Here is a 22,407-nt window from a genome sequence, read left to right on the forward strand (position 1 = left end):
AGGATATTTACGAAACGGCGCCGATGCATTCATATGCGATTGATATTGAGTTGTCTTCAAAGCGAAGCATCTCTTTTGATGTTCGTGATTCAGAGAACAACCATATCGATACAATTGCGCTTGCATATACGCCAGTTGTCTGCGAATGCGTGGGATATGATGCACCATAAAGGGCTGACGCTGCCTTTCAGCGGACGCAGGAGCCGTTGCGGCTCCGGTGCTGAAAGCGTTCGCTGGCCGCCCGATAAAGTGCTGTGATTTGAGGGGATGGCATGTCACCGAGTACGGATGAACCAAAGGTGGATCAGGCAGCATCCCCTCGCCAGTGGATCAGACTGGTTGCTGTTTATCTGTTCATACCCCTGGTTCTCCTGGTGTGCGGAGGGGATTTCGGTTGGTGCCAGGCGTGGGTCTATTCCCTGCTGATTGTCGCCGCCGGCCCGGGGGGGCGCCTTTGGGCGGAACGGCGGCATCCGGGGTTGATGGCCGAGCGGCAGAACATGGAGAAGGTCCAAAGAGCGAAGGCATGGGACAGGGTGCTAGCGCCGTTGATGGCGCTGAGTGTGAGTTTCCCCCCGGTCATCGTGGCCGGGCTGGATCATCGCTTTGACTGGTCACCCGAATTTCCGTTGTGGCTCATGGTGCTCGGCTTCCTCTTGATCGCGCTAGGATACGCTTTCGCTGCGTGGGCATTGATAGAGAACCGCTTTTTCTCCAGCGTGGTGCGTATTCAGGTGGAACGGGGGCATGTGGTTTGCGACAGCGGCCCCTATCGGATAGTTCGACACCCGGGCTACGCCGGAAACATGTTGGCGCTCCCGGGTATGGCGCTGGCCTTGAACTCGTTGTGGACACTTGTTCCGGCGGCGGTGGCGCTGGTCATCGCGGTGATCAGAACGGCGCTGGAGGACCGGACTCTACAGGACGAGTTACCGGGCTATCGCGACTATGCGCGACGCGTGCGCTATCGGTTGATTCCCGGGATTTACTGAAGGGACTCATCTGCTGCGAACAGCGGGGCCGGATCGGCGTTATCGACCATGTAGGCTAGAAAAACCGGAAATAGCTGGCCATATTCTGCGCTTGCAAGCCACATTTGCACGTCATGAACGATGAATGTTGCGTGGAGTGCCGACCGCACCGCTTCCTGCGCGGAGGCGCCAGCATCCGGCAACACCATGACAACGCTGTCAGCGCCTGGAACCAGAGCGAAATAGAGCCCATGGCTCTGCCGTCCGGACACCTCCTGTTCCGGTCCCGCATCGCCGGGGGGCGGCTCTCCCGCCACTTCCACCTCTCCCCTCCGAAGCGGGACGACCTCCGGCTCTGCCGCTAAACCTGCCCCCTTCCCGCAGTGCGCCGCAACGCCCGGTTGCGGGCGCGATGGCCGCGCCCGCCTTGCGGTTGGGTTGCTTGTGTCTATAGTTCAACAGGTTGGGTCAAGCCGTACTGCCGCGTCCGCGGCGGGGTGGCTGCAAGGGTCGGCAGGGTTCGGTGACAGGTGCGACTCGGCACCCAGACCTGCGGCCCGCTTTCCCGACCCCGCAGCCGGGGCAGTTGTGCCGATGGAGGACAATAACATGCTGTATCACCTGGATTTCCATGTGGAATACCCGGCATCCATGCCGCAGAAGGATCTCTTCTCAATCTGGGCCCGGGAAGCCGATGCGGCCCTGGGCGCGAAGCAGGCGGGCGTGGTCGTCGATCTCTGGAAATGCGTGGGCGCCCGGCGCGTGATCGCCGTCGTCAACGTGGACAGCCTCGACACCCTCGACCAGATCCTGCTCGATTTGCCGATCATGAAGGAGCATGGCCAGCACGTGCAGATCGACGTGACCCCCCTGCGCCGGTACGAGGACTTCGCGGCGGATGTGAAGAAGCGGCTGGGCTGATATAGCCGCTGCGGGATATCGATGCCGGGGGTGACCGCAGGGAGTGCGCCAGGGGCCACGCGGGTGGGTGACGAATGGAAGCGCCTTCCATTCCTCGCCCACCCCATATCGACAAGACCCCGTTGCTCCCGGCCATTGCGACAGGAGACATGTCAAATGACAACGCTCATCATCTTTCACGAAGTTGAAGATGGGCGGCGGTGGGCGAGCGCCTGGAAACAGGGGCCTGGCAGCCGTCAGGAAATGTTTGCCCGAATTGGCGTCACGGCCCGTTGCTTCCGGGACCCTGAACATCCGGACTCGACGGGCCTGATACTGGAAGTGCCGGATATGGAGCGCTTCCAGACCTTCATGGCATCCGAAGAGGCGAAGAAGGCCATGGAAGAGGATCGTCTCAAGGTCGGGACGATGCGGGTGCTCGCAGAGTTCGTCCCCTAGCGGAGAGGCAATGGGAGGGGTCGGTGACAACGGGTGATTCTCTGGATTCACATTCGTCATCGATCCTTTTCATGGGTTGGGAAATCCTCCCCGGTCAGGTATGGCTTCGGATTTGACGGGCGACAATGGCTGGCAACTGGTCAGTGGCAGAGGTTGAAGCGGCTGTTGAGGATTACTTCGACATGCTTCGGCGCGAGCTGACGGGTCGCCGGTTCAACAAGGCGGCGCATCGGCGTGCACTCCGGGAGCGTCTGAACAACCGGTCCGATGGATCAGTGGAGTTGAAGCACCAGAATATCAGCGCCGTGCTGATCGAGATGGGTATTCCCTATATCGATGGCTACAAGCCCCGATTCAATTACCAGCGTTCGCTGTTGCCGGCGGTGGTTGCGGAATACCTGAAGCACAATCCGGAGATTCAGGCGCTGTTCCTGGCCGACTCGGAGATGACGCCCGCAATCCCGTCTGTGGAGGACTTTCTGGCGGCGCGGGAGGCGCCGCCGGCCCGGGATGTTCGAAGCCCCACTATGGTTGCGGAGGGCTCAGTCATCTACAACCCCATCGGCATGAACTACCTGGAGATCGAGGCGCGGAATCAGTTGCTCGGCGGCGCCGGCGAGCAGTTCGTGATCAATTTCGAGCGCGCCCGTCTCATTCATGCGGGACAGGAGGCGCTTGCCGATCGAATCGAGCAGGTATCCGTGACAGTGGGGCCGTCGGCCGGGTTCGATATCCACTCATTCGAAGTGAATGGATCCGATCGGTTCATCGAGGCCAAGACCACGAAGTACGGTAAGAGCACGCCGTTCTTCATCACGCCCAGTGAACTCCGATTTTCCCGCGATAACGCATCCCGGTATTTTCTGTACCGGATCTTCAGGTTCCGCACCGATCCGCGCCTGTTCGCATTGCATGGCCACCTGGAGGGACAGTGCAAGCTGGAGCCGTCACAGTACATGGCGTGGCCTGCATGAAGGCCGGACCTGGCGGATGATGGGAGGGGCAGGTGTGTCGAAGCCGACGTGGAATCCCGGTCTCAGGGCGGTCCTGAATGAATTGCCGCTCGATTTGCCTGGCGTGGTGGAAGGGAAGATGTTCGGTTTTCCCGCCTACTACGTGCACGGCAAGCTGTTCGCCTGCCTCTATGGCGAGGGGGTCGGGCTCAAGGTGCCCGGAGAAATCGCGAACAGCCTGCTGACGGAGAGGCATGTCGTTCCTTTTCAACCGCTTGGGAGGCCGCCCATGAGGGAATGGGTCCAGATCAACCGCCCGCAGGCGGAGGATTACCGCCAGGATGCGGCACTCTTCCGGGCTTCGGCGGAGTTCGTTGGCACGGTGGTGGGAACTGCAGGGAAGAAGAGATGACGCCATGTGAGCGGGCCGGCGCCCGGGTCATGTTGCTGTTTCCCGCAAGCCGGGGCGCGGAGTCCGTCGCAGGGTCCCACGTCCCGGGCGGTGAAGTCGGGCGGCAGCGTTCATGACACTCGTCCGGCTCATCGTCGCCGCGCTGCCCCAACTCCTGCTGCTGCTCGCCGTGGGCGGGGCGCTGGATCTGCTCGGCGGCTGGAACCACACGGACGGGGCCATGGGCGCGTTGCTCGGGCTCATCATTCTGAGCCCGGTGGCCACCGCCCTCCTGCTGGGGCTGGAGGCGGTGGGCGCCTTCCGCCAGCGCCGGCGGGGGGTTCGGCCGGTCACCTTCAGGCCGGGGCTCGCGGCGTTGCTCTTCGCCGAGGCCCTGGTCATCGACGGCGTCCTGTTGACCCAGATGCGCATGTAGGCGGCCCGGTCATGCCTTCGGGCCGTGACGGTGGCGCGGGGCGAGCTCTGCCGTCAGGAACAGGCGCACCGGCGCGGGCAAGGGTCCGGCCGCCGCGATGCCACGGAGACACGGACATGGAGGCTTTCGGGAACGAACTGGCGGGCGGCTGCCACTGCGGCAACATCCGCTACCGGCTGCAGACGGGGAAAAGCCCCGCGGAACTGCCCCTGCGGAGTTGCCGGTGCTCTTTCTGCCGGCGGATCGGGGCCCGCTACACCGCCGACCCGGAAGGCGCGCTGCGCATCGGGATCGCCGATCCCGCGGCGGTCAGCCGCTACCGCTTCGCCTCCGGGGTGGTGGACTTCCTGGTCTGCCGCCGCTGCGGTGGCATGCCCGCCGCGCTGACCGGGATCGACGGCCGGACCTTCGGCATCGTCAACGCCAACACCCTGCAGACGCCCCTCGAGGGAGACGCCCCCGTGGTCGATTTCTCCGCCGAGACGCCGGAAGCGGGCCGGGAGCGGCGCCGGCGGACGTGGATCGGCCGGGTGACGCTCCCGGAGGGCATGGAGGCGCCGGGATGAGGCCCGCGCCGCCGGGCCGACGCGCCGAATCCCCCGATGGGCTATCATTTTCTTCTCGCCGTCCAGTCGGGCCGGGGAAGCGATTCGCTGCCGCCCCGCCCCGATGCTGAAGGACCGGGGCGCGTGTGAACAACAACCGGAAACGGGGCGGTCGCCACGGGTTGGCCGCCACCGCCGGGACAGCCAGACAGGGAGATGCCGATGAACCTCAGCTATGCCGTCCTCATGCTCGCCGCCTTCGCCGCCGCACCCGCCGCCGCCTTCGAGGTGACCAGCAACGACATGCAAGCGGGCCGGCCCATGTCCGGGGCGCAGGTGTTCAAGGGGTTCGGCTGCGAGGGCGGCAACGTCTCGCCCCAGCTCGCCTGGCGCGACATCCCCGCGGGGACGAAGAGTTTCGCCGTCACGGCCTACGACCCGGACGCGCCCACCGGCAGCGGCTGGTGGCACTGGGTGATCTTCAACATCCCCGCGGACGTGCGCGAGCTGCCCACGGGAGCCGGCGACCCGGCCTCGGGACTCGCGCCCGGGGGCAGCGTGCAGAGCCGCACCGACTACGGCGCGCCCGGCTATGGCGGGCCCTGCCCGCCGGAGGGCCACGGCCCGCACCGCTACCAGTTCCGCGTCTTCGCCCTCGACGTGGAGCGGCTCGACCTCGCCCCCGACAGCTCCGCCGCCCTGGTGGGCTTCATGCTCAACGCCCACAAGCTCGGCGTGGCGCAGCTCGAGGCGCTGTACGAGCGCTGAAACCCGTAACGACGGGACTGGGGATGTCCCCCATCCCGGATGGTTGAGACGGGACGGCCTCCCCGTCCCGTCAGGGAGGTTGCCATGAGAAGCCATCATTCCCCGCGAAGCGATAGCGGCCGTGTCCGGGCCACGGCATCTGGATGGCTGGCGGTGCTGCCGCTGGCGTTGTTCCTGGGGGCCTGTTCCAGCTCCACCTCCTCCGACGGGGGCGCGGTCTACACGGCGGAGCAGGTGAGCTGCGCCCTCTTCAGCCGGGATGACGCCGCCGCCGTTCTCGGCGTGCCGGCCGCGGATATCCAGGTGACCGCCGAGGAGCTCTACGAGGGGAACTGGGATTGCGGCTTCAACGGGGGCGGCCTGGACAAGCTGGTGAGCTTCAATATCACCCTGTCGCCGGGCGTGGAGGAGGCGGCGGTGGATATGGCCCAGTACCGCGGCCACCTGGAGACCGCCAGCGGCACCAGTCCCTTCAGGGAGGACCTGGCGGATGGCGCCTACAGCGAGGTGGACGGGCTGGGCGACGAGGCGCTGTGGACCGCGGTGAACGGCACCCTGACCGTGCGCCAGGGGAACTTCTCCCTGCAGATCAGCCTGCCGAAGGACCGGGAGGTCCAGGTGGGGATAGCGAAGAAGATCCTCGCGCCGCTCTGATTCCCGCGCCTGGGCCGGGGGCCGGATCCCGGTCCCCGGCCCCGGTCGTCGGGGAGGGGGCGGGGCTCCCGCCTTCCTTTCTGTCCCCGCCCCTTTTTGTTATAAAGCCACGCTCCTTGTGTCGCCTCGCCTTGTCGAACCGGTGGCGCCTGGCGCCGACCCCGCTGAACAGGATGTGAAAACCATGACCGATCTGCCCAACTGCCCCGAATGCGGCTCCACCTACACCTACGAGGACAGCGCCATGTTCGTCTGCCCCGAATGCGGGCACGAGTGGGCGAAGGCCGCGCCCGCCGCCGCTGAGGACGAGGGGCCGGTGGTGAAGGACGCCAACGGCAACCTGCTCCGGGACGGCGACACGGTCACGGTGATCAAGGACCTCAAGGTCAGGGGTTCGTCCGCGGTGGTCAAGGTGGGCACCAAGGTGCGGAACATCCGCCTGGTGGAGGGCGACCACAACATCGACTGCAAAATCGACGGCATTGGCGCCATGCAGCTGAAGTCGGAGTTCGTCAAGAAGGCCTGACCCGGTGTGGGTGGGATGCGCCCGGTGTGGGCCATGGGTTCACATGGCCCGCCGGTTTGTTTATAGTCACTGCGCCGCTCCATGGAGGAGCGGAGTCGCGGGCTTGCTCGGCCCGGGATCTTCCACAAACACGGATAGGGAGTAATCAACATGTTCGGACTCGAAAACCTTCTCGGCGGTATCCTGGGCCTGGTCACCGGTCTGCTGGACACCGTCCTCGGTCTGGTGACGGGCCTGCTGGGCGGACTCCTGGGCTAAATCCAGGGACTGCCGCCGGGGAGGGGAGTGCACCCCCCTTCCCGGTTTGTGAAAAAACGCCTGTCGCAACCCGCATTTCCCCCGCCACCGCTTCAAGACCCTTCCGCCGGACACGGCGGCCGCTCCCCTCCGGCACCGCCACGCGCGCCGCCCTCCCAGTGACCTGCCGCCGCTCCCGGCCCCGGTGCCGCTGTCCGCGTTCAGTGAGGGTGTGTTCGGGCATCCGCACCACTCCCCGCGACCGGGGCAGGCCGGGCCGGGGCGATGCCGCTCCGGAGCGGGGCACCTGTCCGCTGCGGCGAACAGCCGGACGCGGGCGGATTGGCGCCAGGCAATCCGCCGGGTGTATCTTCAGTATCCATAACAACGACGATATTCGGGGTGGATAGGGAATGTTCCATTCCGCGCGGGGCATGCCGATGCCCGCCCCGTGCGCTCATGCCCCTGGCAAGGAGGTGAAGCATGAGCCTGGATCTCGATATTCAGCGGCTGCTGCGCTCCAACGAGGTGAAGCAGATCAATTTCACCATGGCCGGCATCCGGGTCTCCGGGCACGGCTTCTGGGAGTTGTCGAACTGTTTCTCCGACCAGACCATGGGCCACCGGATCCGGGTCACGGTGCGCCCGGCGCTGGTGGGGCCGCACGCCGAGGCGGCCTATGACCCGGGCGGCGACAAGATCAACCTGCGCTCCGCCACGGTCCTGGGAACGCCCTTCGGCCGCGCCTCGGTGGTCCATGAGTGCACCCATGCCCAGATGGACCTGCGGGGCGTCCACACGCCCATCCGCTCCGAGGAGGGCGCCGCCTTCATCGCCGAGGCCTGGTACCTGCTTGCCTGCAACCTCCACGTCCCCACGGCATCGCCCGGCTTCCCGGCGGAGATCGCGGCCATCGCGGCCGACCTCAGGGGGCAGGCCGCGCGGGCCATCGGTCGCCCGGTGGCGATGACGCCCGACCAGATCAACCAGGCCCGCCGGGTGATGGTCAGCTTCAGGTATCCCACCGGCCACTACCACTCCGACGGCATCCGCGGCCATCGCTACCGCGGTCCCTGAGGCGCCCCGGGCGGGTACGCCGGCAGCGCCCGCGCCCCGCCCGGAAGGGGGGCCGTCCGCGGAGGGCCCCCCTTCCGGGCCCGCCCTGCACGGCTACTCCGCGTCGCCGGCGAACACCCGCTTGGGCAGGGTGGCGTGGATGCCCCAGTTGCCGTCCACCACCTGGGTGACGCCGAAGTCCACCGCCACGGACATGAGGGAGATGGCCTCGTCCTCGGACAGCCCCCGGGTGGTCATGAGGAAGTGCCGCATCTTCCTGAAGGCGTCCACCATGGCCTTGTCCAGGGAGGAGTTGGCGTAGATCTCCTGCTGCGCCCCGGGGCCGAGCTCGGCCAGGTAGTTGGCGTAGCTGAAGCCGTGCACCACCCACTCGTCCCCGGTCTCCAGCAGGGGGTAGTCGAGCCCCTCCACCACGGTGCCGGCCAGCTCGTCCTTCTTGTGCAGCACGATCTGCAGCACGCCGGTCAGCGAGGTCTCGATGGCGGTGCCGTCCAGCTCCGAGTCGCCCTGGGCGGCGTGGGGATCGCCCACGGAGAGCAGGGCGCCCTCCACGGCGACGGGGTAGTACATGGTGCCGCCCTTGCCGATGCGCCAGTCGTCGATGTTGCCGCCGGTGTAGCTCGGGGGGATGGAGTCCACCATGTCCGCCTCCGCCGGGGCCACGCCCATGGTGCCGAAGTGCAGCCGCACCGGGATGCGCGCCTCACCCAGGATGTCGTGGTTCTCCTTCACCAGGCTGTGGTCCACGCGCACGCCCGGGTAGTCGATGGTCTCGTGCACCACGCCGAAGGGGTCGGTCTGGGGCACCCAGCGGAAGTTGTAGACCGCCCTGGCCCAGTCCTGCTGCCCGGTGGCGTCCACCTGGTAGATGGTGATCACCTCGCGCGGCTTCGGCTCCTCGATGAGGTGCTTGTAGTGGAAGCCCCACCAGGCCGCGGCGTTGGAGCCGAAGGTCTTGCCCGCGTAGTCCGGGTTGGCGCTGGGGCGCGGATGCATGTCGAGGATGCGCACCTCCAGCACGTCGCCGGGCTCGGCGCCGCAGACCTTGATGGGGCCGGTGAGGATGTGCACGCCGAAGCCCTCGCCGGCGCCGCGGCCGTGGATGGAGGCGTCCATGGGGCCGGCGCCGCGGCGGTCCACGTTCTTGTGCTTGGCGTCCCAGGTGTAGACGCTCTCGGCGCCCGGATCGCCCTTGATCATGCGCTCGTAGTCGTCGTCGGCGTGGTGGGTGAGGGTCTCGATGGTGACCATGTCGCCCGACTTGACGGTCAGCGCCGGGGGAATGCTCTTGCTGAAGTAGCCCCAGTTCACGGTCTTGTCGTTGGCGGGCAGCGTGTAGTGCCGCGGTTCGCCCGCGGCGCAGGGATCGGTCCCGCCCTCGGCCCCGGTGCCGCCAAGGGCGAGGGCGAGGCCGACGACGACGGGTGCGAGGGGTGCGATCGGCCGGTGCCTGGTGTCTCTTTCGCGTGGAATCATACCGGTTCTCTCCTGGCAGCTGCCGCCCCGCTTCCGGATGGAGGGGCGGTCGTTGTGGGTGGGCCGGATCCGGCGCGGGGCGTTGTCCCGCGTCGTCATGCCGGCCATGCGCAGGAACCGGAGTGCAGGGGCTGTGCCAACGGGGGTGGCGGCGCACAACGGGTTGTCAAGAAAGGATAAATGGCGGATCCGGGAGGCGCGCGGGCGACCGGTCCGCCGCACCATGGTGGACCGCGCCCGCCGACCTCCCGCGGACGGTTGTAAAGCGGGTTGGGACCGGGGCGCCGGTTGTGAAGCCGGGGTGGGCGGGACAGCAACGATCGGGCCGGTAGCGGGGGCCCGGCGCGCCGGCTGTCAGGTGGGAGGCGGACCGCGGGCGCGGAGTTCGTTCCTGGTGCGGATTACCCCAGTCCGGGCAGGGACGGGGAGGTGGCGCGGGCACGTCGGCGCGCGGGGCCCTCAGTGCGTCAGGCAGCGGATCCCTGCGCTGAACCCGGCGCACGTCGCCACCGGGCCTTGTCGCTCTCCCAGGCGCTGCCGGTGGCGGTGACGGAGTCCGGCGCCATGGCGCCGCCGCAGAGGGCAAGGGCGAGGCACAGCGTGGTGACGGGACGCTTCATGTTTCCTCCCGGTGGTGGGGCCTCCATCGGCCGCAGTGGCGAAAAAGGAAGCCCGCGATGGGGGGCGGGCCTCAAAGTGGGGACTGCCGGATGGAGATGACTCCTGGGAGTCGACCGTAATGCTACAACCTGGGCGGTGCCGGCGCGTTGATAATGCGCAATGGTAAAACGCTGATTTAAATCACCTTATGGATGGGTGTGAGTGGGCGGATCGATGCGGAGACGGGCGCCGATCCTCAGCGCCCCAGGATCGCCCGCAGCTCGGCGCTGGAGAGGACGTGGCAGTAGATCATGTTGATGATCTCCAGCTCCCGCCGGTGCAGCTCGTCGGTGCCGGCGGCGCAGCAGTCCTCCACCACGATGACGTTGAAGCTCTCGTCGGCCAGGCTGCGCACCGTGGAGGAGACGCACTGGTCGGTGAAGATGCCCGTCAGCACCACGTTGCGGATGCCCATGTTGGCGAGGATGAGCCGCAGGTTGGTGCCGGTCAGGGCGCTGTCGGTGGTCTTGGTGATCACGATCTCCCCGGGCCGCGGCGCCAGCTCGGGGACGATCCGGCTCGCCTCGCTCTCCTTCGGCAGGAGCAGGTAGTTCCAGCCCGGCTTCTTCTGGCTCAGCGAGCGGTCGCGGCCGTCCTCCAGCAGGCAGGCGATGCGGGCGTGGATCACGTCCATGCCCGCGGCGCGGAAGGCGTCCTGCAGGGCCCGGGTGGCGGGGATGACCGTCCCGCGCATGCGCCGCCGGAAGGGCTCCCAGCGCTCCGCCTCCACCGGGTCGTCGGAGACCTGGAGGTAGATGTTCTGGACGTCGATGCTGAGCATCGCGGTCGCGGCGGGATCGAGGGAGAGATCCGCGGGCTCGGGGGCCCGCTCGTAGTAGAAGGAGCGGTAGGCGCTCTTCCAGTTCATGGGGTGTTCTCCCGGCGGGCCGGGGGGCTCTCCGGCCGGGTCATTCAAACACGCTCATCGGGCAACGCAGGAGCTCCTGGACCTGTTCCGGCGTCCGCTCATCGGGCGGCAAGGCCCGCAGATCCAGGCACCGCTGAACGATCCGCCGCTCGTAGTCGTCGAGGCGGGTCGTCCAGAGCTGGAGGCGGACCAGGCCGGGGTCTTCCCCGCCCTGGGCGCTGCCGCCCACCACGGCGGTCAGGCGGATATCGTCCCTCTGCCAGGCCAGCACCAGGTGATGTCCCGCCGCGCCGCTCTCCTCCGCGGGTGCGCCCAACCGCGCCACCAGCAGACTGCGGGCCTGGTCCAGGTCGACCGGGCCCGGGAGCTCATCCTGGACCTCGACAAAGCCCAGCTCCGACCCCATGTACTGGAGCCTGACGCGGCTGCGGTCGCCGGGACGGGCGGTCCGGTAGGCCTGGATATGGTTGCTGTAGCTGTAGCCGGTGTCGCTGAGCATCCCGTCCGCCTCCGCCACGGCCATCCCGGGGCGTAGCCCCATGAGGCTCGTGGAAGCGAGGCCGTCACCCTGGAGCCACCGGTCCAGCACCTGTTCGAAGTCCAGGGCAGCCGTGCTGTCGGCGGGCTTGCCGGCGGCCGGTTCGGCCGCGGTGATGGCGGGGGCGAGCAGAGCGAGCAGCGTGATGAAGGCGAGGCAGGTTCGTATCCGCATCCGGGGATCCTTGGTTGGTCGGGAATGGAGTCTGGGCCGTCGGCCCCCGCAGCTCCCCACGACTGGGGACTGGCGGTTATTGTGCGACCCCGGCAGGTCCCGATAAAGGGGCATTCGTCAATTCCCCCGCCCGGCGGCGGGTCAGTTCTTGTCCCACATGACGTTGCACTCCGCCTTCGCCGAGGCCTCCAGCAGCTCGATGAGCGGCAGGGCGCGGTGGGCGAGGCTGACCACCTCGTCGTCCGGGGCCTGGTCCCGGTCGCGGCCGGGCATGGCGGGCGCGGCGCCGCCCGCGGCGATGGCGGTGCGCAGGCGCAGCAGCGCCTCGGGGACATCCTCGGCCAGGATGGCGCCGGGGACGCTGCCGCTGTGGCCCATGAGGCGGATGAGCTGGAGGGCGACGTTGCCGAACATGGTGATGTTGGGGTAGGCCCGGCTCTGGAAGGTAATCAGCATGGAGGTGCCTCCCTGGTGGTCTCACTCCACAGTCTAGCGCCAGGAGCGCCGCCGGCGCAGTCCCGCCGGGCGCCGCCGGGTCGACATGTCCGCCGTCCACCCCGGCGCGGTCGCGTGCCGCGGGATCCGGGGCCGGTGGTGATACCCTTGATCCCGAAGGTGGCGCCGGGGCGCCGCCGGCCACCGCCGTTCGGATTTCGAGGACTCATCCGTGGACGCCAACCGCCTCCGACAGGTCCTGGGCAAGACCCTGCGCACCTTCGTCAACATCCTGCCCATCGTGGCGGGCATGCTGCTGCTCACCAGCCTGCTGCTCACTCTCTTTCCGGACCTGCTCTCGGCCCGGTTGTTCGGCGGTCCGCCCTGGGCCGACGCCCTGCTCGGGACCGCCATCGGCAGCGTGGCGGCGGGCCCGCCCCTGGTGAGCTACGTGCTCGGCGGCGAGCTGCTGTCCAAGGGGGTGAGCCAGTTCGCCGTGACCGCACTGCTGGTGAGCTGGGTGACGGTGGGCATCGTGCAGCTCCCGGCGGAGGCGCTGCTGCTGGGCCGGCGCTTCGCTCTCCTCCGCAACGGGCTGTGCTTCCTGTCGGCCATGGCCATCGCCTGGCTCACCGCGCTGACGCTGCCGCTGCTGGGGTAGGGTGATGGGAGCCGGGACGATGAGCGGGGAGCGGCCGCCGGAGGCGCCCGAGGGCGCGGCGGGGAGAAAGGCGGGCGGCCGCGGCGGCTGGATCTTCCTGGCCATCGTGGCCGGGCTCTACGGGCTGGCGGCGCTGTTCGACCGGGAAGCGGCGGGCCGTTCGCTGCAGGTCTTCGCCGGGCTGCTGGGCAACGTGGTGCCCGCGCTCGGCCTGGTGCTGGTGCTGCTGTTCCTCGTCAACCTGCTGCTCAGCCCGAAACGGGTGGAGAAGTACCTGGGCCGGGGTTCCGGCCTGCGGGGGTGGGTGACGGCCCTGGCTGCCGGGGTGATCTCCACCGGCCCGGTCTATGCCGCCTACGCGGTGCTGCGGGAGCTGCGCCTGAAGGGCATGCGCCCCTCGCTCATGGCGGCGCTGCTCTACGCCCGGGCGGTGAAGCTGCCGCTGCTGCCGTTGCTGGTCCACTACTTCGGCATCGCCTACACCGGGCTGCTGGTGTTCTGGATCCTCGCCTTCGCCGTGCTGGGCGGGCTGGTGATGGGGTGGGTCGAGGAGGAATGAAGGCGGCTCCCGGGCGTCCGCGGCGGGTCTCCGCCGGCCGCCGGGTGAACCGGTCCGGGGCGGCTCAGAGTTCTCTGGGCACCCACATGAAGTCGCGGTTGCGCGTGACCAGGTCCGGTATCCGCTCCGGTGGAATCGGCCTGCTCACCAGGTATCCCTGGATTTCGTCGCATCCCGAAGCCTGCAGGAAGTGCAGCTGCCGGAGGGTCTCGACGCCCTCCGCCGACACCCGGATCTTCATGCTGTGGCCGAGGGCAATGATGGATTTGGCGATGGCGATGCTGTCGGCGTCGTCGGGGATGTCGTGCATGAAGGCCTGAGCAATCTTGAGCCGGTTCAGCGGGAACTGTTTCAACGCCGCCAGGCTCGAGTAGCCGGTACCGAAATCGTCGATGGACAGACCCACACCCAGCTCGCGAATCGCGGTCATGGTATGGATCGATTCGTCGAGATTGCGCATGAAGAGTCCTTCGGTCAGCTCGAGCTCGAGCAGGCCCGGGTCGAGGCCGCTCCCGTGCAGGATGGTCTCTATCGTTCCGGGCAGTCCGGCCTGCCGGAACTGGCGTGGCGAGAGGTTGACCGCCACCCTCAGGTGCGGCAGGCCCTGGTCCGCCCACTCCCGGGCCTGGGCGCAGGCGGCATGCAGGACATACTCTCCGAGCGGCAGGATCAGGCCGGTCTCCTCCGCCACCGGGATGAACTGCTCGGGTGTGATCAGGCCCTGTTCCGGGTGGTTCCAGCGGACCAGGGCCTCCATGGCGACGAACCTGCCGCTGAGCAGTTCGACCTGGGGCAGGTAGTGAATGACGAACTCCTGCCGATCGACGGCCTGGCGCAGCGCGTTGTGCAGCGACAACCGCTGGGTGATGCGCTTGTGCAGGTCCTTGGAATAGGGCTGGTAGTTGTCGCGCCCCAGTTCCTTGGCCTTGTACATGGCTTCATCGGCGTTGCGGAGCAGGGTCTCCGCATCCGTGCCGTCCTCGGGATAGACCGCGAAGCCGATGCTGGAGGTCACGCTGTATTCGCGTCCACCCAGCGCCAGGGGCTGGCGGATGCTGCCCCGGATCCGTTCGAGCACCGGTATGACGTCCGTGTTGAGCTCGGGTTGATCGAACAGGATGACGACGAACTCGTCACCGCCGAGGCGGGCGACGGTGTCGACTTCGCGTACGCACTCGGCCAGTCTGCCGGCGACGGCCTTGAGCAGCATGTCGCCATGGGCGTGTCCGAGGCTGTCGTTGATGAACTTGAAGTTGTCCAGGTCGAGAAAAACGACCGTTGTGCAGCGGGAGTAGCGTTGGGCGAAGGCCAGTGCGCTGTTGAGCCGGTCGAGCATCAGGGAGCGGTTCGGCAGGCCCGTCAGGATGTCGTGGCTGGCGATGTGCTCCAGCGCCTCGGTCTTCTGTCTCGCAACGGTCACGTCATGGACTACCACCTGGGCGGCGGGTTTGTCATCGTAGACGAAGGCGATGCCCGTGATCTCCACGTCGAGAACGGTGCCGTCCAGGCGAATGAGCTGGATGTCCGTTGCCTGGAACGTCTGCGCGCCCTGGTACAGCGATTCGATGTGCTGCTGTATTTTCTGGCGCGAATCCGGATGCACGAACTCGATCAGCGGCTTCCCCAGCAACTGTCCCGTCAGTTCCGCCCCCAGAAGCCTGTGTCCGGCGGGATTGACGAACACGAGATGGTTGTCGCAGTCGACGAGGATGGCGCTGGGAGAAGTCTCCACCACGCGCCGGTAGCGCTCCTCGGTTTCCTGCAGCGCATGCAGCGCGTTTTCGAGCTCGGCCTTGGAGACGGTCGTGCTCTGCAGGTCCTCCATCAGTCCGTTGAAAGTCCTGGCCAGGCGCTGGATCTCCCCGTTGGTGGTCACCGACACCCGTCGTGTCAGGTCGGTGGCGCTGTGCCGGATTTCATCGAGGCTGGTGATGAGGCGGGTCAGCGGCCGGGTGACCAGCGCCGAGAGGGCCACGACCAGCGCCATGGCGCCGAGCGCCATGAAAATGATTCCGATCCCGACGCCGATGCCAAGCATTCCACGCGCCTTGCTGGCCACCAGCGAGCTCGGAAAACCGACGATGATGGCGGCCTTCAGGAGCCCTTCCGGGCCGGCGACGGGCACCACGGCGGCATAGTTTTCGATGCCGTTCCGGGTATACAGCGCCACGCCCTGCTCCCCCGATTCGACCAGTTCCAGAAGTGCGGGGGCGGCCAGCCGGTGTCCCCGGTTCCGTGCCTCGTTGTGGAACAGGACTGTCCCGTTGTTGTCGACCACCATGGCGAAATCGATGCCCGGATAGGCTTCGACGGCTTCCTGGCACTGCGCGTCGAACCCGATCAGGTTCTCGATCGGTATGCCGTACTGGAGCAGACGCTCCATTTGCACCCTGAGGGAGGTGGCAATGGCGACCGAGCGCGAGGTCAGGGCGACCGTGTGCTCCCGGACGAAGACGTAGCCGCTGGCCACCAGGATCGAGCTCACCGCGACCAGCATGGCCACGGTGGCGATGACCACCACCCGGGTCTGAAGACTGAGTTTCACCGCGAATCCCAGTCGTAGCTCTGGATCACTTCCGATGACAGCAGGATGCTGGTGGTGGGAATGAAGCCCAGGTCCCTGGCCCGCGCCAGGCTCAGCACCGGGAGTCCCTTTACGGTCGGTTGCATCGGGAACTCGGCGGGTGACCGTCCTTCGGCCAGGATGGCGCGGGCGATGCGTCCCGCCGCGAGGCCCTGCTCCTGTTCCGAGACGGTCACCGCGCAGAGCGTGCCGTAATGCACCCGGTCGACCCAGAAGCCGAAGTCCGGTAGACGGCTGTTCTCCGCCGTCCATTTCAGCACTTCCTGGTAGGGCACGTTGTTTCCCCCTTCATCCTTGAAGTTGAAGATGCCGATGAGCCCGATCGCATCGACCGTGTCCTGGTACTCGCTTATCTTCCGCTTGTATTCCGCGAAGGTCCGGATGGTGTCCCAGGGTCCGAACGCGATGCCGGGCAGCCTCCCGGCGCCCTTCAGCATGCGCTCCCTCACGGGATCCCACATGGCGGCATCATCGAATACCACCGCGATTTTCTTCACGCCGGGCACGATTTTTCCGAGAAACTGGACCGATTCAACGAAATGCTCGTGCTCGACCACCCCGGTGATATTGCGGCTGCCGACGAATCCGTAGGTGGCGGGATCCTTGTTGACGCCGCTGAACACGAACGGTATGTCAGCATCGATGTAGTGCCGTGCCACGTACTCCTGGGCATCGTCGTCGGTGGTATAGACCAGGTCGGGCTGCCATGCATCGATGAGCGCTCTCGCCTCCCGGCCCACCCGCTCCTTGGCCTCGGGGCTGCTGTTGCGCTTGGTGTCCATCTGGAAGACCCGGTATTCCACCTGCAGGTCCTCCAGGGCCTCCTTGAAACCCTGGAGCTGACCGTCGGTCCATCGCCAGGGCGAGTGGTAGCTCATGACATGGAGGATTCGGTAGCCGGCATCGTCTGCGGCGGTCTCCGCATCCGCCGCCCGTGGGGAGAGGCAGAGCTGGAGTGCCATCAGGGCACCGAGGCTCAACGCGGTGAGGGTGCGGTTCATGCGGACCTCCGCTGATTCCGTGGCACATTGCGTCCAGGCGCAGGCCGGCTGCATTTCGCTGGCGCGAAGAAGGCGCCGTGCCTGGTGGGCGGCCGGGTGACGAGAGCGACAATCGTCAGTGGATGAAATAGAGAGTAGTCAAAAATCCGCGCAAGTGACGCGGTGAGATTCCGCCCTGTCCGGCTGCCGGCCCCCGCTCCGGTGCCGGCGGGCCCGGGGTGTTCTGTTCACGCCGGCCCCGCTTTTCATCCGGTACGCACATTCCTTCCCGGGGGGGCGTCTATAATCGGCTCTCCAACCCAGCCCGTCCACGCCGCCGGATCCCTGCCTCCAATGAGCAAAGCGCGCCGTCACGATCTCCAGGCCACCCTGGATCACATCACCGCCCTGCTGGAGAAGCAGGACCTGGTGGCGGGGCTGGTGCACAAGCAGCACCAGCCCCGCCAGGAGCTGGTGGAGTCGCTGGTGGCGCGCCAGCAGAGCACGGAGCTGCGCCGGGAGGTGAACGCCCTGCACCCCGCCGACATCGCCTTCGTGCTGGAGCGCCTGCCGCCCGGCCGGCGGCTGCAGGTTTGGGACCTGGTGGACAGCGCCCACGACGGCGCGGTGCTGCTCGAGGCCTCCGACGCGGTGCGCGAGAGCCTCATCGCCGACATGGACCAGGGCGAGATCGTGCAGGCGGCCGAGGGACTCGACTCCGACGAGATCGCCGACCTGGTGCCGGACCTGCCCCGCGAGGTGGTGCCGGAGCTGCTGCGGCGGCTGGATCGGCGCGGGCGCGAGGAGGTGCGCTCGGCGCTCGCGTTCCCGGAGGGGAGCGTGGGCGCCCTGATGGACTTCGACATCACCGCGGTGCGCGAGGACGTGGCCCTGGACGTGGTGCTGCGCTACCTGCGCCGGCGCGGCCGGCTGTCGGACAACTCCGGGCTGCTGATGGTGGTGGACCGCGACGGGGTGCTGAAGGGGACGCTGGCGCTGGAGGCGCTGGTGACCCACGAGGCGGAGACCCCGGTGGCGGCGCTGATGGAGCGCGAGCCGGTCACCTTCCACACCACCGACGAGGCGGTGGAGGCGGCCCGGGCGTTCGACCGCTACGACCTCATCACCGCCCCGGTGGTGAACGTCCATCACCGGCTGGTGGGCTGCCTCAAGGTGGAGGACATGGTGGACCTGCTGCGGGAGCACTCCCAGAAGGAGTTCCTGGCCCAGGCGGGCCTGCGCGAGGACGAGGATTTCTACGCCCCGGTGTGGCGTACCGCCCGCAACCGCTGGGGCTGGCTGGCGCTGAACCTGCTCACCGCCTTCATCGCCTCGCGGGTGATCGGCCAGTTCGAGGGCACCATCGAGAAGGTGGTGGCGCTGGCGGCGCTGATGCCCATCGTGGCCAGCGTCGGCGGCAACACCGGCCACCAGACCCTGGCGCTGATGATCCAGGGGCTGGCCCTGAAGCAGATCACCCCCCACAGCTTCCGCCACCTGCTGGCGCGCGAGACGGGGGTGAGCCTGGTGAACGGACTCATCTGGGGCGCGGTGATGGGCGGGTTCACCTGGCTGCTCTACGGCCGCGCGGAGCTGGCGGCCATCATGCTGGCCGCCATGGTGCTCAACCTGGTGCTGGCGGCGCTGGCCGGCGCCTACATCCCGCTGACGCTGAAGCGCTTCGGCCGCGACCCGGTGCTCGGCAGCAGCGTCTTCCTCACCGGGCTCACCGACAGCATGGGCTTTCTCATCTTCCTCGGGCTGGCGGCGCTGTTCCTGCCGGTGTGATTTCTCATGCCCCGGGTGCGCCGCCGCCGGTGCCGGTCTTCGCCACCCACTCGATGGTGAGGCCCTGGACCACGATGGAGAAGACCACCACCACGTAGGTGATGGTGAGCAGCGCGTCGCGCACCGCGCCCGGGGGCAGGGCCAGGGCCATGGCCACGGAGATGCCGCCGCGCAGCCCGCCCCAGGTCATCACCCGCACCACGTTGGGGCTGAAGGTCCGCGCCCCGCGCATCAGCCCGATGGGCAGTCCCACGCTCACCAGGCGCGCCAGCAGCACCGCCGGGATGGCCGCCAGCCCCGCCACCAGGTACTCGCCGCGCAGGTTGAGCACGATGAGCTCCAGGCCGATGAGCACGAACAGGGTGGCGTTGAGCACCTCGTCGATGAGCTCCCAGAAGGTGTCCAGGTGCTCGCGGGTATGGTCCGACATGCCGAACAGCCGGCCGTGGTTGCCGATGAGCAGTCCCGCCACCACCATGGCCAGCGGACCGGAGACGTGGATTTCGCTGGCCAGCGCGTAGCCGCCCATCACCAGCGCGAGGGTGATGAGGACCTCCACCCGGTAGTCATCCACCCGCCTGAGCAGGGAGTAGGCGGCGTAGCCGATGGCCAGCCCGAACAGGATGCCGCCCAGGGCCTCCTCGGCCAGCAGCAGCGCCACTCCGCCGGCGCTGACCTCGTGGCCGCCGGCGGCGATGCCCAGCAGCACCAGGAACACCACCACGGCGATGCCGTCGTTGAACAGGGACTCGCCGGTGATCTTGGTCTCCAGCGTCCTGGGGACGCCGGCGGTCTTGAGCAGCCCCAGCACCGCGATGGGGTCGGTGGGGGAGATGAGGGCGCCGAACAGCAGGCACCAGATGAGCGGCAGGTCCAGCCCCAGCACTCCGAACAGCCACCAGGCCAGCCCGCCCACCAGGAAGGTGGAGGTGACCACGCCCGCGGTGGCGAGCACGATGATGACCCACTTCTGCCGGGCCAGGTCGTCCAGGTTCACGTGCAGGGCGCCGGCGAAGAGCAGGAAGCTCAGCATGCCCTGCAGCAGCACCTCCTCGAAGTCGATCCGGCCCAGCACCTCGCGGGCCAGCCGCTCGGGGTAGACCCAGCCCAGGTGGTGGGCCCCGAGCATCGCCAGCGACAGCGCCAGCGCGATGACCATCACGCCGATGGTGGTGGGCAGTCCCACGTAGCGGTAGTTCAGGTAGCTGAACAGGGCGGTGAGAGTGATGACGAGGGCGACGATATCGAGCATGGAGCGGCTTCCTTGGCGAATCGGGTCTTCCGGCCCTTCCCCGCGCGGCCTGTCGGCCACATCGTCCGCCGTGATTCATCGCGGAGACAGTATGAGTCGACCGGAAGTCTCCTATAATAGCTCGGCTCCAGTTCACCGTCCGGGACCACCCATGCCTGAAGCCTTGACCGCCGGCTGGCTCTCCAGCGCCGGCGCCGCCTTCCTGCTCATCGCGCTGGCCGAGTTCGGCGACAAGAGCCAGCTGGTCTGCATGACCCTGGCCTGCCGCTACCGCGGCGGGCCGGTGCTGCTCGGTGCGGTGAGCGCCTTCGCGCTCCTCAACGCCCTGGCCGTGGGCTTCGGCGCGGCGGTGGCCCGCTGGCTGCCGGAACCGATCCTGGCCGGGGGGGTGGCGCTGCTGTTCGCCGGTTTCGGCATCCACGCCCTGCGGGCGGCGAACGGCGCCGACGGCGAGGAGACGGTGCCCGAGCGCAGCGGTCACGGCATCTTCCTCACCACCTTCCTGCTCATCGTGATGGCGGAGTTCGGCGACAAGACCCAGATCGCCGTGGCCGGGCTCGGCAGCGCGACCCGGCCCGTGGCGGTATGGACGGGCGCCACGCTGGCGCTGCTGTTCACCTCCGGGGTGGGCGTGGTGGCGGGCCGCCGGGTGCTCCAGCGCCTGCCGCTCGGCTGGCTCCACCGGGTCAGCGGCGGCCTGTTCCTGCTGCTCGCCGTGTTCGCCGCCTGGCGGGCGTGGCAGGCGCTGGCGGCGGGCTGAAGGGCGGCGCCCCGGAACCGCCAGAGCGGCGAGGGTTCATTATCCGGGTTGACCGCCTGATGGCGGGGGCTGGCCCGTTTCCTCTTCCACGTCTTGGCGTCTTGGCGTTGAACCGGGCGGCGGGGTGCGCGCGCGGGCGGTTTCTGGCAGGATGCCCGGGACCGCATTCGAGGAGCCCGCCCCATGCTGATCTCCCTCATCGTCGCCATGGCCGAGGACCGCGCCATCGGCATCGAGAACCGCCTGCCCTGGCACCTGCCCGCGGATCTGCGCCACTTCCGCGACACCACCATGGGCAGCCCCCTGATCATGGGGCGCCTCACCCACGAGTCCATCGGCCGGCCGCTGCCCGGGCGGCGCAACATCATCGTCAGCCGCGACCCGGACTACCGCGCCGAGGGCTGCGAGGTGGTGGGGTCTGTGGAGGCCGCGCTGGCCGCGGCGGCGGGGGCCGGGGAGGTGTTCGTGATGGGGGGTGCGAGCCTCTACGCCCAGCTCCTGCCCCGCTGCGACCGGCTCTACCTGACCCTGGTGGAGGGCAGCTTCACGGCCGACGCCTACTTCCCCGGGATCGATCCGGGCGCGTGGCGCGAGATCGCCCGCGAGGATCACGCCCCCGACGCCGACAATCCCCATCCCTACAGCTTCCGGGTGCTGGAGCGGGTCGGGGCTTCGGACAGGAAGGAATAGACAGGATTGACAGGATTTACGGGATTAAAAACAAAATTGGGGGCTGTCGCTCTGTCGGATGTGGTTCCCTCCGGGTGATTGAAGCCACAGCCGGTCTCTTGCTCCCAACGACCGTAGGAGCGGCTTCCAGCCGCGAACCGCTCCGGAGTCATCCCCGTCGACCGGCTGCTTGCGCTCTCGCCACTCGAAACTCGGAACTCGCCACTGTCTGTTGTTACAGCCCCCTCCGCGGGTGCAGGGTCTCCGGGCACTGCAGGGTGGTCCGCCGCCCCGTCTCCAGCTCCAGCGCGGTGAGCTGTCCCCCCCAGATGCAGCCGCTGTCCAGCGGGTAGACGCCGGTATCCTCCACGTGCGCCAGGGCGAGGGTGGACCAGTGGCCGAAGAGGATGCGCAGGCCGGCGCTGGCGCGGCCGGGGACGTGGAACCAGGGCATGAGCCCCTTGGCCTGGGAGCCCGGCGGACCCTTCTCGGTGAGCTCCAGCCGGCCCTTGCGGTCGCAGTAGCGCAGGCGGGTGAAGCAGTTGGTGATGTAGCGCAGCCGCTCCCAGCCCTTCAGGCCGGTGTTCCAGCGATCGGGGCGGTTGCCGTACATGTGGGCGTAGAAGGCCCCGGCGTCGGGGCCGCGCAGCACCGCCTCCAGCTCCGCGGCGCAGCCCTGGGCGGTGGCGAGATCCCACTCGGGCGGCAGGCCGGCGTGCACCAGGGTGAAGCCGAGCCCGGGGTCGTGGTGGAGGAGGGGCCGGGCGGCCAGCCAGCCCAGCAGCTCGTCGCGATCCGGCGCCGCCAGGATGGCCGCCAGGGTGTCCTTCTTCTTCAGCCGGCCGTGATCGGCGGCGATGGCCAGCAGGTGCAGGTCGTGGTTGCCCAGCACGGTGACGGCGGCCGCGCCCAGGTCGCGGACGAAGCGCAGGGTCTCCAGGGAGCGGGGGCCGCGGTTCACCAGGTCGCCGGTGAACCAGACCCGGTCACGGGCCGGGTCGAAGCGGAGCTGGTCCAGCAGCCGCAGCAGGGGCTCGAGGCAACCCTGCAGGTCGCCGATGGCGTAGGTGGACATGGGGCAACGCT

General features: G+C 68.0%; 26 protein-coding genes. 16 read left to right on the forward strand and 10 right to left on the reverse strand.

All coding sequences use genetic code 11. The annotated features are described in order from the left end of the window. Nucleotides 1-299: 299 nt before the first annotated feature. Nucleotides 300-992, forward strand: a complete 693-nt coding sequence (locus DFQ59_RS01560; RefSeq protein WP_211314740.1) for a methyltransferase family protein — start codon at nt 300-302, stop codon at nt 990-992. Here the strand turns inward: DFQ59_RS01560 and DFQ59_RS01565 are convergent. Further along, nucleotides 986-1,294: a hypothetical protein gene (locus DFQ59_RS01565; RefSeq protein WP_147275145.1), complete on the reverse strand. Its 309-nt coding sequence runs from the start codon at nt 1,292-1,294 to the stop codon at nt 986-988. The two genes, DFQ59_RS01560 and DFQ59_RS01565, sit on opposite strands and share 7 nt — an antisense overlap. 286 nt (nt 1,295-1,580) lie before the next feature. On the opposite strand from DFQ59_RS01565, the gene DFQ59_RS01570 reads away from it, so the two are divergent. From DFQ59_RS01570 to DFQ59_RS01615, 10 genes are all read left to right on the forward strand, one after another. Then, the gene (locus DFQ59_RS01570) at nt 1,581-1,892 is read left to right on the forward strand and encodes a muconolactone Delta-isomerase (protein ID WP_114277906.1); all 312 of its coding nucleotides are present in this window, start codon (nt 1,581-1,583) and stop codon (nt 1,890-1,892) included. Between the two features lie 156 nt (nt 1,893-2,048). Then, complete coding sequence (locus DFQ59_RS01575) at nt 2,049-2,330, forward strand: hypothetical protein (RefSeq protein WP_114277907.1); 282 nt, start codon at nt 2,049-2,051, stop codon at nt 2,328-2,330. A 125-nt stretch (nt 2,331-2,455) separates the two neighbouring features. Next, entirely contained in the window at nt 2,456-3,304 is an 849-nt protein-coding gene (locus DFQ59_RS01580; protein ID WP_114277908.1) for a protein NO VEIN domain-containing protein, read from the forward strand. 34 nt (nt 3,305-3,338) lie between these two features. Next, entirely contained in the window at nt 3,339-3,695 is a 357-nt protein-coding gene (locus DFQ59_RS01585; RefSeq protein WP_211314741.1) for an MmcQ/YjbR family DNA-binding protein, read from the forward strand. A gap of 112 nt (nt 3,696-3,807) precedes the next feature. Next, nucleotides 3,808-4,110 carry a hypothetical protein gene (locus tag DFQ59_RS01590; protein ID WP_114277910.1) on the forward strand — a complete coding sequence of 101 codons (303 nt, stop codon included), beginning with the start codon at nt 3,808-3,810 and terminating at the stop codon, nt 4,108-4,110. A gap of 116 nt (nt 4,111-4,226) precedes the next feature. After that, complete coding sequence (locus DFQ59_RS01595) at nt 4,227-4,676, forward strand: GFA family protein (RefSeq protein WP_114277911.1); 450 nt, start codon at nt 4,227-4,229, stop codon at nt 4,674-4,676. Nucleotides 4,677-4,877: 201 nt separating this feature from the next. Then, the gene (locus tag DFQ59_RS01600) at nt 4,878-5,423 is read left to right on the forward strand and encodes a YbhB/YbcL family Raf kinase inhibitor-like protein (protein ID WP_114277912.1); all 546 of its coding nucleotides are present in this window, start codon (nt 4,878-4,880) and stop codon (nt 5,421-5,423) included. An 84-nt stretch (nt 5,424-5,507) separates the two neighbouring features. Then, nucleotides 5,508-6,077: a hypothetical protein gene (locus tag DFQ59_RS01605; protein ID WP_147275146.1), complete on the forward strand. Its 570-nt coding sequence runs from the start codon at nt 5,508-5,510 to the stop codon at nt 6,075-6,077. A gap of 184 nt (nt 6,078-6,261) precedes the next feature. After that, on the forward strand, nt 6,262-6,603 hold the full coding sequence (locus tag DFQ59_RS01610; RefSeq protein ID WP_114277914.1) for a zinc ribbon domain-containing protein YjdM: 342 nt from the start codon (nt 6,262-6,264) through the stop codon (nt 6,601-6,603). A gap of 720 nt (nt 6,604-7,323) precedes the next feature. Beyond that, nucleotides 7,324-7,917, forward strand: a complete 594-nt coding sequence (locus DFQ59_RS01615; RefSeq protein ID WP_114277915.1) for a hypothetical protein — start codon at nt 7,324-7,326, stop codon at nt 7,915-7,917. A gap of 93 nt (nt 7,918-8,010) precedes the next feature. Here the strand turns inward: DFQ59_RS01615 and DFQ59_RS01620 are convergent, their stop codons facing one another. The 5 genes from DFQ59_RS01620 to DFQ59_RS01635 all read right to left on the reverse strand — a co-directional run bounded on the left by DFQ59_RS01620 (nt 8,011) and on the right by DFQ59_RS01635 (nt 12,089). Continuing rightward, nucleotides 8,011-9,393 carry an acetamidase/formamidase family protein gene (locus DFQ59_RS01620; protein WP_211314743.1) on the reverse strand — a complete coding sequence of 461 codons (1,383 nt, stop codon included), beginning with the start codon at nt 9,391-9,393 and terminating at the stop codon, nt 8,011-8,013. Nucleotides 9,394-9,860: 467 nt separating this feature from the next. Next, nucleotides 9,861-10,013: a hypothetical protein gene (locus DFQ59_RS19685; protein ID WP_170141988.1), complete on the reverse strand. Its 153-nt coding sequence runs from the start codon at nt 10,011-10,013 to the stop codon at nt 9,861-9,863. Nucleotides 10,014-10,249: 236 nt separating this feature from the next. Beyond that, nucleotides 10,250-10,921 carry a cysteine hydrolase family protein gene (locus DFQ59_RS01625; protein ID WP_114277916.1) on the reverse strand — a complete coding sequence of 224 codons (672 nt, stop codon included), beginning with the start codon at nt 10,919-10,921 and terminating at the stop codon, nt 10,250-10,252. A 40-nt stretch (nt 10,922-10,961) separates the two neighbouring features. Beyond that, nucleotides 10,962-11,633: a hypothetical protein gene (locus DFQ59_RS01630; RefSeq protein ID WP_114277917.1), complete on the reverse strand. Its 672-nt coding sequence runs from the start codon at nt 11,631-11,633 to the stop codon at nt 10,962-10,964. A 141-nt stretch (nt 11,634-11,774) separates the two neighbouring features. Beyond that, complete coding sequence (locus DFQ59_RS01635; protein ID WP_114277918.1) at nt 11,775-12,089, reverse strand: DUF1840 domain-containing protein; 315 nt, start codon at nt 12,087-12,089, stop codon at nt 11,775-11,777. A 211-nt stretch (nt 12,090-12,300) separates the two neighbouring features. Here DFQ59_RS01635 and DFQ59_RS01640 point away from each other — a divergent pair, with 211 nt between their 5' ends. Both DFQ59_RS01640 and DFQ59_RS01645 read left to right on the forward strand, forming a co-directional pair. Then, nucleotides 12,301-12,729 (forward strand): hypothetical protein, encoded by a 429-nt coding sequence (locus DFQ59_RS01640; protein WP_114277919.1) that lies wholly within the window; start codon nt 12,301-12,303, stop codon nt 12,727-12,729. A gap of 19 nt (nt 12,730-12,748) precedes the next feature. Continuing rightward, the gene (locus DFQ59_RS01645; protein WP_114277920.1) at nt 12,749-13,288 is read left to right on the forward strand and encodes a permease; all 540 of its coding nucleotides are present in this window, start codon (nt 12,749-12,751) and stop codon (nt 13,286-13,288) included. A gap of 64 nt (nt 13,289-13,352) precedes the next feature. Here the strand turns inward: DFQ59_RS01645 and DFQ59_RS01650 are convergent, their stop codons facing one another. After that, entirely contained in the window at nt 13,353-15,833 is a 2,481-nt protein-coding gene (locus DFQ59_RS01650; RefSeq protein ID WP_114277921.1) for an EAL domain-containing protein, read from the reverse strand. Continuing rightward, nucleotides 15,830-16,873 (reverse strand): ABC transporter substrate-binding protein, encoded by a 1,044-nt coding sequence (locus DFQ59_RS01655; RefSeq protein WP_114277922.1) that lies wholly within the window; start codon nt 16,871-16,873, stop codon nt 15,830-15,832. Before DFQ59_RS01655 ends, DFQ59_RS01650 begins: the two co-directional genes overlap by 4 nt. Nucleotides 16,874-17,206: 333 nt before the next feature. On the opposite strand from DFQ59_RS01655, the gene mgtE reads away from it, so the two are divergent. Beyond that, nucleotides 17,207-18,640, forward strand: coding sequence for a magnesium transporter (gene mgtE / locus DFQ59_RS01660; protein WP_114277923.1), 1,434 nt, complete (start codon nt 17,207-17,209; stop codon nt 18,638-18,640). Nucleotides 18,641-18,644: 4 nt separating this feature from the next. Here the strand turns inward: mgtE and DFQ59_RS01665 are convergent, their stop codons facing one another. Then, nucleotides 18,645-19,892, reverse strand: coding sequence for a cation:proton antiporter (locus DFQ59_RS01665; RefSeq protein ID WP_114277924.1), 1,248 nt, complete (start codon nt 19,890-19,892; stop codon nt 18,645-18,647). Between the two features lie 151 nt (nt 19,893-20,043). Here DFQ59_RS01665 and DFQ59_RS01670 point away from each other — a divergent pair, with 151 nt between their 5' ends. Both DFQ59_RS01670 and folA read left to right on the forward strand, forming a co-directional pair. Beyond that, nucleotides 20,044-20,652 carry a TMEM165/GDT1 family protein gene (locus tag DFQ59_RS01670; RefSeq protein WP_114277925.1) on the forward strand — a complete coding sequence of 203 codons (609 nt, stop codon included), beginning with the start codon at nt 20,044-20,046 and terminating at the stop codon, nt 20,650-20,652. Nucleotides 20,653-20,835: 183 nt separating this feature from the next. Then, entirely contained in the window at nt 20,836-21,342 is a 507-nt protein-coding gene (gene folA / locus DFQ59_RS01675; protein WP_114277926.1) for a type 3 dihydrofolate reductase, read from the forward strand. A 214-nt stretch (nt 21,343-21,556) separates the two neighbouring features. Here folA and DFQ59_RS01680 read toward each other — a convergent pair whose 3' ends face one another. Next, complete coding sequence (locus DFQ59_RS01680) at nt 21,557-22,396, reverse strand: symmetrical bis(5'-nucleosyl)-tetraphosphatase (protein ID WP_114277927.1); 840 nt, start codon at nt 22,394-22,396, stop codon at nt 21,557-21,559. Nucleotides 22,397-22,407 lie beyond the last annotated feature (11 nt).

The sequence above is a fragment of the Thioalbus denitrificans genome, assembly GCF_003337735.1.
GTDB classification, from domain to species: Bacteria; Pseudomonadota; Gammaproteobacteria; order DSM-26407; family DSM-26407; genus Thioalbus; species Thioalbus denitrificans.